This window comes from Mycolicibacterium aubagnense (genome assembly GCF_010730955.1).
Taxonomy (GTDB): domain Bacteria; phylum Actinomycetota; class Actinomycetes; order Mycobacteriales; family Mycobacteriaceae; genus Mycobacterium; species Mycobacterium aubagnense.
Window position 1 is genome coordinate 169,875 of record NZ_AP022577.1, and the last position, 11,971, is coordinate 181,845.

An 11,971-nucleotide genomic window follows, 5' to 3' on the forward strand; every position below is an offset into this window, starting at 1 on the left:
GCCCGGGGTCAGGACCCCAGCGGCAGCATCGCCATCTGTCGGCTTTGCACGACCACCTGGCCATTGGCGTCGAGGATGAGGTGATCCTCCTCGAACCAGGTGTCGCCGATGACGGTGGAGCTGGCCATCACGCGCAGCCAGCCCGGTGCCGGCCGGCGGCGCAGATATGTGGTCAGCTGAACCGTCGGCGTCCAGCCGAAGTGTCCCCGATTCATCGTGACCGGGGGTGTGATGTCACCGGCCATCAACGCGAAGAGCATGGCCACGTCTGGGTCGGCTTCGTCGGAGGCGAAGGGACGCAACCACATCTGGGTCACCGGCTCACCTTCGGCTCCGGTCAGGAACGGCGTGGCGCCGTCCATCCGAAGGTCGCATCCGTGCGCCACATGGACGACCTGGCCCATGGGATGGTCCGGGGTGACACGAAGCGCGTCGTCCGGTGGCTCTACCGCCATCGCGCTCGCGGCCAGCGGCACCTGATGTCGCGGCGGCTTGGCATCGAGCGGCCCGAGGGTGACCGAACACGTGACGGCGATCCGGCCGCGCTGGGACAACTCCACCTCGATCAAGTTCACCTGCCGGCCCCGTTTGCGGATCGTGGTGCTGAGCTGGACCTCGCCCGGATCGGGCGCATTGAGGTAGTTGGCGCTCAACGCAACGGGGCCCAGATCGGCGGCGTCCGGAACGCTGCTTCGAGCGGCGGCGGCGCACAGTGCCATCATGCAACCCCCGTGCACCTTGGGGCCGATGGTCCACATGTCGTCGATGTGGGCGGTGAATACGCCGGCATCGACGGCCGTGACGGTGATCAGGTCAGTGAACGGCTGAGGGGTCATGCCATCTCCAATTCCGGTGTTGCGGTTACGGTTCGCGCGGCGCGGGCGGGACGGGTCCGGACCTTCAGCGGCCACCAGAACCATCGCCCGAGCAGTGCCGCGATCGACGGGGTGATCAGCGAACGCACCACGAAGGTGTCGAACAGCAGGCCGAGCCCGATGGTCGTGCCGATCTGGCCGACCGATCGCAGGTCGCTCGCGACCATCGAGATCATGGTGAACGCGAACACCAGCCCGGCTGCGGTGACCACGCCGCCCGTGGCGCCGATGGCGCGAATCAGCCCGGTCCGCAGGCCCGCACCGATCTCCTCCTTGAAGCGCGACACCACCAACAGGTTGTAGTCGGAGCCGACGGCCAGCAGCACGATCACCGACATGGCGATCACCAGCCACTGCAACTCGATACCCAGGAAGTATTGCCAGATCAGGACCGAGAGACCGAAGGACGCGGCGAGGGACAGCACCACGGTGCCGACGATCACGATCGAGGCGACGAGCGCCCTGGTGATCAGCAGCATGACCACGAAGATCAGGATGATGGCGGCCAGGGCCGCGATCAACAGGTCGTAGTGCGCGCCCTGCTGGATGTCCTTGTAGGTGGCGGCGGTGCCGCCCAGGTAGAACTTCGCGCCGGCCAACGGAGTGCCCTTGACCGCCTCCTTGGCGGCCTGCAGCTCGGCGTCGACGTGCGAAATGCCTTCCAGGGTGGCCGGATCCACGTCATGGGTGACGATGAATCGGGCTGCCTTGCCGTCGGGGGAGAGCATCAGCTGCATACCCCGCTGAAAATCGGGGCTGCTGAACGCTTCTGGCGGCAGGTAGAACATGTCGTCGTTCTTCGCGTCGTCGAATGTCTGGCCCATGGCCGCCGCGGTGTCGGTCATGCGCTCCATCTGCGTGACCATGCCGTCGAAGGTGCTGCGCATGGTCTGCATCAGATCGCGGACGTCGCTGGCCAGGCTGATCATCGGCGGCAGCTGCGCAGCGATCTGCGGCGTGACCACATCGAGCTTCGCTGACGCGTCCGACAGCGCCTTGGTGTTGTCGGCCAGCTGGTCGAAGCCGTCTGTGGCATCGAACACCGAGCGCATCGCATGACAGATCGGGATGTCGAAGCAGTGCGGCTCCCAATAGAAGTAGTTCCGCAAGGGGCGGAAGAAGTCGTCGAAATCGGCGACCTGGTCCCGCAATTCGGCGGTGGTGGCCGACATGTCCTGCGCCGCGAGCTGGGTGGCGTGCGTGGCATCGGCCAGCTGCACGCTGAGATCGTGCATGTGCCGCATGATGCCGATCATCGAGGTGAGGTGGTCGGTCATGGTCTGCACGTCGCCGAGCCGGGCTTTGAGGAACTGCAGATTCTCGTTCATCGACACGGCCTGGGCGCTGATCTGGAACGGCACCGAACCATGTTCCATCGGCGGCCCGAGCGGACGGGTGATGCTCTGCACCCGGGCGATCCCCGGCACCCGGAAGATGTTCTTGGCGATGCGATCCAGCACCAGCATGTCTCGCGAGTTCCGCAGATCGTGGTCGGCTTCGACCATCAGCATGTCGGGATTCATCCGTGCTGAGGTGAAATGCTCTTCGGCCGCCGCGTAGCCGATGTTGGATGGCACGTCTTTCGGCACGTAGAAGCGGTTGTCGTAGTTGGTGCGGTACCCGGGCAGGGCCAACACCCCGACCAGTGCGGTGGCGGTGGCCGCGACCAGGATGGGTCCGGGCCAGCGGACGACGGCGGTGCCGACGCGGCGCCAGCCGCGGGTCTTGTTGGCGCGCTTGGGGTCCAGCATGCCGAAGTGGGTGCTGACGACCATCACCGCGGGGGCGAACGTCAGCGCCATCACCAGGATGACGACCATGGCAGTGGCGCACGGCAGGGCCAGGGTGTTGAAGTAGTTCAACCGGGTGAACAGCAGGCACATCATGGCACCCGCGATCGTGAGGCCGGAGCCGAGGATCACGTGGTAGACACTGGAAAACGTTGAGTAGTACGCGGTTTCCCGGTCTTCTCCGGCACTGCGGGCCTCGTGGTACCGGCCGACCAGAAATATCCAATAGTCGGTGCCGGCGGCGATCGCCAGGGCCGTCAGCACGCTGACCGCAAATGTCGACAGGCTGATGGCATGGGCGTTGCCCAGCACGGCGACCAGCCCGCGGGCCATGCTCATCTCGGTCAGCACCACCAGCAGGGCGATGAATGTGGTTGCGAGGGAGCGGTATACGACCAGGAGCATCACCGCGATGACGACGAGCGTCACCACGGTCATCTTGACCATGCTCTTGTCGCCGGCCTCGTTGGTGTCCGCCACCAGGGCGGCCTGGCCGGTGACGAATGCCCGCACCCCGGCCGGTGGATGGCTGCGTTCGACGATGTGCCGCACGGCGTCGACCGATTCGACGCCTTGCGTGGAACCCTGGTCGCCGCGCAGGTTGACCTGCACATAGGCCGCCTTGTGGTCCTCGCTCTCGGAGCCCGCGGAGGTGATGCGGTCGCCCCAGAAGTCCTGCACGTGCTCGATGTGTGCGGTGTCCCGCTTGAGCTGTTGAACCAGATCGCCGTAGTACTGCCGCGCGGTATCACCGAGCGCCTGGTCCGATTCGATGATGATCATCAACACGCTGTCGGAGTCGAACTCGCCGAACTTGACTCCGATGTGCTTCGTCGCGATGACGGACGGCGCGTCCTGAGGTGAGAGTGACACGGCGTTGTGCGCGCCGACGACTTCGAGTTTGGGCACCAGCAGATTGGTGGCCGCGGTGGCCGCCAGCCAGATCAGGATGATCGGTACCGAGAGGACGCGGAGCAGCCGGGGATAGCCGCCCCGGGTGCTGTGCTGGCCGCTCATGCTGCCTTCACCAGGCAGAAGGTGGTAGCCGACGCGCCGTCGGCGGCCTGGTGGTCGCGCAGTTCGCCATTGACGGTGATCCGGCAGCTCAGCCGGCTGCTGTCGCCTTGGGCCACGAGGTTGGCGAACACGCTCGGCACCGTCGTGGTCAGGGTCTTGGACCAGGGCAGTGAGGTGAAACGCTCCTGCTGCGGCTGGGCCCGCTCATCGACGTAGCTGATCATCCCGGTGGTGTCCGACGGTCCGTCCACCTCGTACGTCACGTACTTCGGAATGGTGGAAACGATGTTGTCCGTGCGGGATTCGGTGGAGTGCTGGCTGCCGAACACGCCGTGAAAGCGGTCGATGATGAAACCACCGACCGTGACGACCCCCACAACGGTCAGTAGCACCCAGCCGCGCTGCACGGTCTTGAGCAACCAATTCATGAGAAGCCACCATACGACCGTATGTATACGCATGTATAGTTACGGTGCGGTGGCGACGATCACACCTCGTCACCGGCGGCGATTAGGGTGAAAGCATGGCGGGATCGGCACGGCAGCGGAATGTGCGTGGACAAGGGGCACTGCTGCGCGACGAAATCCTGGCTGCTGCGATCCGGGTGGTCGACTCGTCGGAGTCCACGAACGAGGTGTCGTTGCGCAGCATCGCGCGCGAGGCCGGTATCTCCAACATGTCGGTGTACGCCCATTTCGACAGTCGTGAGGACGTGCTGGCGGCCGTCGCGGAGTTGAGCTGGGACCAGGTGCGCCAGGACATTGCTGAGCAGGTACCGGCCGGCAAGACGCGACGAGAGCGGCTGCTGCTCGGTTGCCGCGCGTATGTCGCCTTCGCCCAACGCTTTCCGTTGCGGTACGTCCTGATGGTGAAGGTCGACGAGATCACCCCGTCGGCGCGTCAGGCTCTTGAGACGGTGACCCGGGGGCTGCTGGCCGCCGGCGGCATGGACCCTGACTCCGAGCCCGGTCCCGATGCGCAGCGGGTGGCCGCCGCGTTGTCGGTGGCGCTGCACGGCGTGGCGATGCTGCACCGCACCGATACCCCGCATCTGTGGATGAGCGATTTCAGCACCTGCGAGATCATCCAGACCATGGTCGACGCCGCCATCTTGCAGCTCGAGCAGGCGGCCGCAGCGCCGCGCTCGTAACCGCTACTGCTTCTTGGCCTCCCGCCAAGCCCGCTCGAACGGGAGTCGCCAGGCATTGGGTGCGATCAGTTGGTGAATGGCGTTGGGGCCCCAGGTGCCGGGCGGGTATGGTTTGGCCGGCGGCGGATCAGTAAGCAGCGCAGCCGAATTGGCCCACAGCGACTCGATGCCCTCGGCAGTGGTGAACAGCGTGTGGTCGCCGCGCATGGCATCCAGGATCAGCCGCTCGTAGGCTTCCAGCACCTGGTCGGCACCGTCGGCCTCGGTCGCCGAGAACTGCATCGACAGTTTCTCCAGCCTCATGCCCGGCCCAGGGCGCTTGCCGTAGAACGACAGCGAGACCTTCGAGTTGTCGGCGAGGTCGAAGGTCAGATGGTCAGGTCCCTGTGAGCCGACGCCCGAGCCGGCCGGGAACATCGTGCGCGGCGCCTCTTTGAACGCGATCGAGATGATCCGCATGCCTTCGGCCATCTTCTTGCCGGTGCGCAGGTAGATCGGGACGCCCGCCCAACGCCAGTTGTCGATGGCTACCTTCAAGGCGATGAACGTCTCGGTATCGGAATCCCTTGCCACGCCCTCGAGTTCGCGGTAGCCGGTGAACTGCCCGCGCACCACGTCGGACACCTTCACCGGCAGCATGGACCGGAAGACCTTGTTCTTCTCCTCGCTGATCGCCCGTGGTTCGAGCGCTGTCGGCGGCTCCATCACGACGAATGCCATCACCTGGAACAGGTGCGTCACCACCATGTCCTTGTAGGCGCCGGTGCTCTCGTAGAAGTTGGCGCGCGCATCCAACCCGAGCATTTCGGGAATGTCGATCTGGATGTGGTCGATGAAGTTGCGGTTCCAGATCGGCTCGAACAGGCCATTGGCGAACCGGAACGCCAGGATGTTCTGCGCGGCTTCTTTGCCCAGGAAGTGGTCGATTCGGAAAACCTGCTCCTCGTCGAAGGTTTCGTGGACGAAGTTGTTCAGTTCGACCGCGCTGGCCAGATCGGTCCCGAAGGGTTTCTCCATGACCACGCGGGAGCGCTCGACCAGGCCGGCCTCATCGAGTGTCGCGATCACGGCCCGCGCCGCCTTCGGCGGTACCGAAAGATAGTGCAGGCGGCGCACATTCGGGCCAAGTCTCTTTTCCGCGGCAGCCACTGCGGCAGCAAGTCCGGAGGGTCCGGCGCTCTGCGGGATGTAGGTGAGCGTCGCGGCGAACCGTTCCCACTGCTCGTCGGTCAGGCGATGACTGCCGAATTCGTCGATCGCCTCCTTGGCCAGCGCGCGAAACTCGTCGATGGTCAGGTCCTCCAACGAGGTCCCGACGATCTGGATGTCGGGTGCCAGCTCGGACTGGTCCAGGTATGCCAGTCCGGGCAGCAGTTTGCGTTTCGCGAGGTCGCCCGTCGCGCCGAACAGCACGATGACGTGCGGGTCGACGGCGACATCGTCGTGGCGGTTCGGCCGGGAGCCGGGCGCCGGGTACGAGATGGTCTGCGGTTTGGTGTTCGCCACGATGCGCATGATTCCACCGCTGCCGCGTCCGTGCAGGAGCTAGCACGAAGAAGGCCCGGTCACCGTGATCGGTGACCGGGCCTCGTTCGCGGTAGTTGTCAGTCCAGCTGGATGTACTTCACCGTGACCGGCTGCGCGGGCTTGCCGTCGCCGCCGCCGCCCTCGATGCCGTTCTGGGCGATCTTGTCCAGCGTGGCCAGGCCGGTGGCGTCGATGGTGCCGAACGCGGTGTAGCCCGGAGGCAGCTGCGAGTCCTGGTACACCAGGAAGAACTGGCTGCCGTTGGTGTTCGGGCCGGCGTTGGCCATCGCCAGCGTGCCGCGCGGGTAGACGACCGGCTGGCTCAGCGCGGGGCTGTCGGGCTGGTACTGGTTGGTCGGGTACTCGTTGGCGAACTGGTAGCCCGGGCCGCCCATGCCGGAGCCGGTCGGGTCACCGCACTGCAGGACATCAAGACCGCCCTTGGTGAGCCGGTGGCAGGGGGTGTCGTTGAAGTAACCCTGCTGCGCCAGGCTGGCGAAGCTGTTGACGGTGCACGGGGCCTTGGCGTTGTCCAGCGTCAGCCCGAGGTTGCCCTGGTTGGTGCTCATGCTGGCCGTCACCGTCGCCGGCGTGGTCGGGATCTTGCCGGTATGCGGCGGGTTGACCTTCTTGCTGGCCTGCTCCGACGACGCCGGGTACTGGCAATTCTCGCCGAGGCCGGCGGGCGCCACGAACGGCGGCAGCTTGCCGTCAGCGGGCGGGTTCTGCGCCGGGGCGGTGGAGCTCTCGGTGGACGCCGAAGCGGTCGCCGACGACGACTTGGAGTCCTTGTTCAGGTAGATGACGCCGCCGACGATGCCGCCGATGACGGCCAGCACCGCGACCACCGATGCGGCGATGGTCATGATGCGCTGCTTGCGGGCCTTCTCGGCCCGGCGCTCCAACTGCCGCTCCAGTTTGCGTTTGGCGGTCTCCCGCCGTTGTTCGTTCGTCGGCACCGCCGAAGCCCTCCTCGTCACGGTCGAGGCCACGTGCCCCGACGTATGGTCGGCACCGAGTGTGCCAGGTCACCCTGAATGTGAGGGCTGCGACCCGCGTGACCAGCCGTCAGTTGACGGTCTTGAGCTGGTCCAGCAGCGCCTGCGGGTCGGGATTCTGCAGCACGGTGTCGCCGATGTCGGAGCCGTTGAGCAGCACCGTCGGCGTCGAGTTGATGCCTGCGCTCTTGACGGCGTTGTTGACCATGTCGCGGTACTTGCCGCTCGTGATGCACTCGCCCACCGAATCGGGTGCGCCTGCCTTGTTTGCCTGCACGACCAGCTCGTCGTCGGACGGGAACGTCTCGGCCGACTCGTCGGGCTGGTGCGCGAATAGTGCGGCATGGAACCGCTGGAAGGCGGCGGTGTCGGCGTCGGCCACGCAGTACGCCGCCGCGCCCGCCCGGACCGAGTACGACTTCAGGTCACCACGGCCCAGGATCGACACCATGGTGTAGTCCACGGCGACCCGGCCGTCGGCGATCAGCTTGCTGATGGTCGGGCCGTACACCTGCTCGAACCGGCCGCAGAACGGGCACAGGAAGTCCTCGTAGACCGTCAGTGTGGCCTTCGGCTCGGAGCTGCCCGGTTTGGTCGCGACGTTCGGTGCCGCGAGACGGATCGAACGCAGCGTGGTCGGACCCGCGTCGGCGGCGGACGAGGATGTCTCGGCGGCCCCACCGATGGGGGTGTTCTGGTGGCGAAGCATGATGACCGCGGCGACACCTGCCGAGACCAGGGCGATGACGGCGATCAGGGAGAACAGCACCCAGCCGGTGCGGGATTTCTTCGGCGGCGGAAAGCCCGGAACGTATTGCGGCGCACCGTAGTACTGGGGCTGATCGGGCTGCGGGGGTCCCCACGGTCCTGGCTGAGTCATGGAGGCAGTTTCCCACGTGGGAAACTGGTTGCCGTGTTGGTGACGGGGTTTGCGGCCGGGATGTTGCAGTGCAACTGCTACATCCTCGCGGCGCGCGCCGGGTCGGACGCCATCATCGTCGACCCGGGCCAGCGGGCCATGGGCCGCATCGGCGAAATCCTGGACGAAAACCGGCTCACCCCGTCGGCGGTGCTGCTCACCCACGGCCACGTCGACCACATCTGGTCGGCGCAGAAGGTGGCGGACACCTACGGCTGCCCGGTGTACATCCACCCCGAGGACCGGTTCATGCTGACCGATCCACTCAAGGGGTTCGGTCCAGCCGTTGTGGGGAAGCTGGCCCAGCTGGCGTTCGGGGTGCTGTTCTCCGAGCCCAAGCAGGTCGTCGAACTGGACCGCGACGGAGACAAGCTCGACCTGGGCGGCATCACCGTGACGGTGGACCACACCCCGGGGCACACCAGGGGTTCGGTGGTGTTCCGGATCTCGGCTACTGATCCCGTCGCTTCGCTCGCCCAGGCCGGCCCCGCTGACCTGGCATTCACCGGCGACACCTTGTTCAAGCAGTCGGTGGGCCGCACCGATCTCCCGGGCGGCAGCGGCCGGGAGCTGCTGGACTCGATCGTGACAAAACTGTTGGTGCTCGACGACGACACCGTGGTACTACCCGGGCACGGCCCACGGACCACGATCGGCGCCGAACGCCGTACCAACCCATTCCTCGAAGGCTTATCACGTTGAGCGATTTTCAGGCGCCCAAGGGCGTCCCGGACTACCTGCCCCCGGATTCGGCGGAATTCGTCGCGGTACGCGACGGCCTGCTGAACGTCGCGCGGCTGGCCGGGTACGGCCACATCGAATTGCCGGTGTTCGAGGACACCGCCCTGTTCGCCCGCGGTGTGGGCGAGTCCACCGATGTGGTGTCCAAGGAGATGTACACCTTCGCCGACCGTGGTGACCGCTCCGTCACGCTGCGGCCGGAGGGCACCGCCGGCGTCATGCGGGCCGTCATCGAACACGGCCTGGACCGCGGCGCGCTGCCTGCCAAGCTGCGGTACGCCGGACCGTTCTTCCGCTACGAGCGGCCGCAGGCCGGCCGCTACCGCCAGCTGCAGCAGGTGGGCGTGGAGGCGATCGGCATCGATGACCCCGCGCTCGACGCCGAGGTGATCGCGGTGGCCGACGCCGGGTTCCGCTCGCTTGGCCTCGACGGTTTCCGGTTGGAGATCACCTCGCTGGGAGATGACACCTGCCGTCCCCAGTACCGGCAGTTGTTGCAGGACTTCCTGTTCAAGCTCGATCTCGACGAGGACACCCGTCGCCGCGCGGAGATCAACCCGCTGCGCGTGCTCGACGACAAGCGGCCGCATGTCAAGGAGATGACCGCGGACGCCCCGGTCATGCTCGATCACCTGTCGGAAGCTGCCAAGGAGCACTTCGACACCGTGCTCGCGCACCTGGACGCCCTCGGCGTGCCGTACGTCATCAACCCGCGCATGGTCCGCGGCCTCGACTACTACACCAAGACCACGTTCGAGTTCGTGCACGACGGCCTCGGCGCGCAGTCCGGCATCGGCGGCGGCGGCCGGTACGACGGCCTGATGAAGCAGTTGGGCGGCCAGGACCTGTCGGGCATCGGGTTCGGGCTCGGCGTCGACCGCACGGTGCTGGCGTTGAAGGCCGAAGGCAAGACGGTGGCCTCGCCCGCGGCGGTCGACGTGTACGCCGTGCCGCTCGGTGCGCCGGCCAAGCTGGAACTGGCACAAATCGTTGCGGCCCTGCGTGCTTCGGGTGTGCGCACCGATATGTGCTACGGCGACCGGGGTCTCAAGGGCGCGATGAAGGCGGCCGACCGCTCCGGCGCGAAGGTGGCACTGGTGGCCGGTGACCGCGACATCGAGGCCGGCACCGTCGGCGTCAAGGATCTGTCCACCGGTGAGCAGGTCGACGTGCCCCTCGCCGACGTCGTGACTCAGGTCGCCGCCCGGCTGCAATAACCACTCGCGAGCGTGCGTGTCTGCGCGCGACACGCCGCGTCAAGCGTGCAATAGCGTCACGTTCGCAGCTGGCGAGAGTGGCGATATTGCCCAGAGTCATCGGCGCGTCGCACGCAGACACGCACGCTCGCGAAGAGCTTCAGTGGGTCATCCGGCGGAGCATGCCGTCGCGAAGTGTCAGGGTGTGCAGCAGCACGGCGCTGACATGCGCGGCGATGGCGGCTACCAGCAGGTAGGCCACCACCGAATGGGCCTGGCGCAGAACGCCGTAAAGGTCGGCGTCGAACGGGACGATGTTCGGGAGCGTGAGACTGTCGAACACCCGGACCGGCGTGCCCGACGCCGACACCATGGCCCAGCCGACGAGCGGCTGCGTCAGCAGCATGGCGTACATCGCCAGCTCGGACCCGGCGATCAGTTTGCCTTCCAGCGGCCCCACCGTGTCGGGCCACTTCGGCGGCTTGTGTGTGAATCTATTTGCCGCCCTAGCGATCACGATGACCAGGATAGTTATGCCCAGCGTCATGTGGACGCCGACAAGCGCCGCGTGGGAGCCGATCGCATTGGTCATCGCGAAGCCGATCAGCAGTGCGGCGAAGACCGCCACCGCCGTCAGCCAGTGCAACACACGGGTGCGGATGGGGAAGCGATCCGTCATGGCTTGGCCTCCTGAACCTGAACGGCCGGAGCGGTTTTCGGCTCGGTGGTCCGTGCGCGGTAGGACCCGGCGTACACCGCCGACCGCGCGCTGAGCAACGGATCGTCGGACGGTTCGATGCCGTCGGGCAGGACCAGGGGATCGAAGTTGATGTCGCGGGCGTTGCCGGCGGCGTCGGTCTGGGCTTCGGTGAGAGTGAGGACCCCGGCATCGATGACCTGCCGGTCGGCCGGCCAGGGCAGTGTCGGGTCGGTCGGGTCGCCGTCCCGTCCGACGGTCAGCCGCAGATTCCACTGCAGCGGAGCCTTTTTCAACTGCAGGATCAGCGCGTCGAACAACGCGTTGGGATCGTCGGATTTCGGTGGCAGGGCCGTCTGTTGCGGGACGAACGTCCAGCGGACGGGGGTGCCGACGCCGGCATGGTTCACCAGATAGAACTTGTGCAGACCCGAGAACGTGCTGTCGGCGAAACCCGGTGTGGGCGGGCTCTTCTTGAGCAGCGCCATCGCTGCCGCGGTCTCGGGGTACCGACCGAGAAACTCGGCCATCGCCTGCGGGTCGGGCTTCCCCGTGCCGGCGGCCGGCTTGGACGCCAGTAGACGGTCGTAGAAGCCCTGCGGCGAGTTGTCGAGGAACACGGGGATGTTCAGCATCGCGGTGCGCCACTGCTCGGCGCCCGGGAAGCCGATGGCCAGGCCGAGGCCCCGCGCCGCGCCCGGAGTATCGGCGACGGTCGGGTTCCCGCCCGCGAGCGAGAACCGGCCGGCCACCGGCGTCTCACCGGACCCGAACACCGCGGCGCGCGACAACGTGGCCGCGTTGCCGTTGCTCATGAAATGGCCGACCACCGAGACGCCCTTGGCGTGGTTCTTCCGGAATCCGGGGTGGTCGCCGAACACGCGTTGGAAGCCGTCCAGGAACGTCTGGCGGGTCAGGGTGCCGGCACGGCTGGTGTACGCGACCAGGCCGAGATCCACGGCGAGGAACGCGCCGACAGCACCGAGCCCCACCAGGATCGAACGCCGGGTCAGGGGAGTGCCGCGCCAGGATGGGCCGTCCATGACCACCACAGGTACCAC

At 66.6% G+C, this 11,971-nt stretch carries 11 protein-coding genes; 3 read left to right on the forward strand and 8 right to left on the reverse strand.

What is annotated here, in order from left to right; all coding sequences use genetic code 11:
- Positions 1 to 8: 8 nt before the first annotated feature.
- From G6N59_RS01060 to G6N59_RS01070, 3 genes are read right to left on the reverse strand one after another with little or no spacing between them, the layout of a single operon-like run.
- Positions 9 to 836 (reverse strand): thioesterase family protein, encoded by an 828-nt coding sequence (locus G6N59_RS01060; RefSeq protein WP_138230427.1) that lies wholly within the window; start codon positions 834 to 836, stop codon positions 9 to 11.
- Positions 833 to 3,682 carry an MMPL/RND family transporter gene (locus G6N59_RS01065; protein ID WP_138230428.1) on the reverse strand — a complete coding sequence of 950 codons (2,850 nt, stop codon included), beginning with the start codon at positions 3,680 to 3,682 and terminating at the stop codon, positions 833 to 835. Before G6N59_RS01065 ends, G6N59_RS01060 begins: the two co-directional genes overlap by 4 nt.
- Positions 3,679 to 4,110: an MmpS family transport accessory protein gene (locus G6N59_RS01070; RefSeq protein ID WP_179970257.1), complete on the reverse strand. Its 432-nt coding sequence runs from the start codon at positions 4,108 to 4,110 to the stop codon at positions 3,679 to 3,681. Before G6N59_RS01070 ends, G6N59_RS01065 begins: the two co-directional genes overlap by 4 nt.
- Before the next feature lie 95 nt (positions 4,111 to 4,205).
- On the opposite strand from G6N59_RS01070, the gene G6N59_RS01075 reads away from it, so the two are divergent.
- Complete coding sequence (locus tag G6N59_RS01075; RefSeq protein WP_234884217.1) at positions 4,206 to 4,832, forward strand: TetR/AcrR family transcriptional regulator; 627 nt, start codon at positions 4,206 to 4,208, stop codon at positions 4,830 to 4,832.
- 3 nt (positions 4,833 to 4,835) lie between these two features.
- Here G6N59_RS01075 and zwf read toward each other — a convergent pair whose 3' ends face one another.
- The 3 genes from zwf to G6N59_RS01090 form a co-directional block, all read right to left on the reverse strand.
- A complete protein-coding gene (gene zwf, locus G6N59_RS01080) occupies positions 4,836 to 6,338 on the reverse strand; it encodes a glucose-6-phosphate dehydrogenase (RefSeq protein WP_138230487.1) in 1,503 nt (500 codons plus the stop codon).
- Between the two features lie 98 nt (positions 6,339 to 6,436).
- Entirely contained in the window at positions 6,437 to 7,318 is an 882-nt protein-coding gene (locus tag G6N59_RS01085; protein WP_138230430.1) for a peptidylprolyl isomerase, read from the reverse strand.
- Between the two features lie 109 nt (positions 7,319 to 7,427).
- On the reverse strand, positions 7,428 to 8,237 hold the full coding sequence (locus tag G6N59_RS01090) for a DsbA family protein (protein WP_138230431.1): 810 nt from the start codon (positions 8,235 to 8,237) through the stop codon (positions 7,428 to 7,430).
- A 33-nt stretch (positions 8,238 to 8,270) separates the two neighbouring features.
- Here G6N59_RS01090 and G6N59_RS01095 point away from each other — a divergent pair, with 33 nt between their 5' ends.
- Together G6N59_RS01095 and hisS are read left to right on the forward strand one after the other, a co-directional pair.
- The gene (locus G6N59_RS01095; protein ID WP_138230432.1) at positions 8,271 to 8,978 is read left to right on the forward strand and encodes an MBL fold metallo-hydrolase; all 708 of its coding nucleotides are present in this window, start codon (positions 8,271 to 8,273) and stop codon (positions 8,976 to 8,978) included.
- The gene (gene hisS / locus G6N59_RS01100; protein ID WP_138230433.1) at positions 8,975 to 10,234 is read left to right on the forward strand and encodes a histidine--tRNA ligase; all 1,260 of its coding nucleotides are present in this window, start codon (positions 8,975 to 8,977) and stop codon (positions 10,232 to 10,234) included. The genes G6N59_RS01095 and hisS overlap by 4 nt, the downstream gene beginning before the upstream one ends.
- Positions 10,235 to 10,373: 139 nt before the next feature.
- Here hisS and G6N59_RS01105 read toward each other — a convergent pair whose 3' ends face one another.
- Both G6N59_RS01105 and G6N59_RS01110 read right to left on the reverse strand, forming a co-directional pair.
- Positions 10,374 to 10,892, reverse strand: a complete 519-nt coding sequence (locus tag G6N59_RS01105) for a cytochrome b (RefSeq protein ID WP_138230434.1) — start codon at positions 10,890 to 10,892, stop codon at positions 10,374 to 10,376.
- Complete coding sequence (locus tag G6N59_RS01110) at positions 10,889 to 11,953, reverse strand: catalase family peroxidase (RefSeq protein ID WP_163910813.1); 1,065 nt, start codon at positions 11,951 to 11,953, stop codon at positions 10,889 to 10,891. The genes G6N59_RS01105 and G6N59_RS01110 overlap by 4 nt, the downstream gene beginning before the upstream one ends.
- Between the last annotated feature and the right edge of the window lie 18 nt (positions 11,954 to 11,971).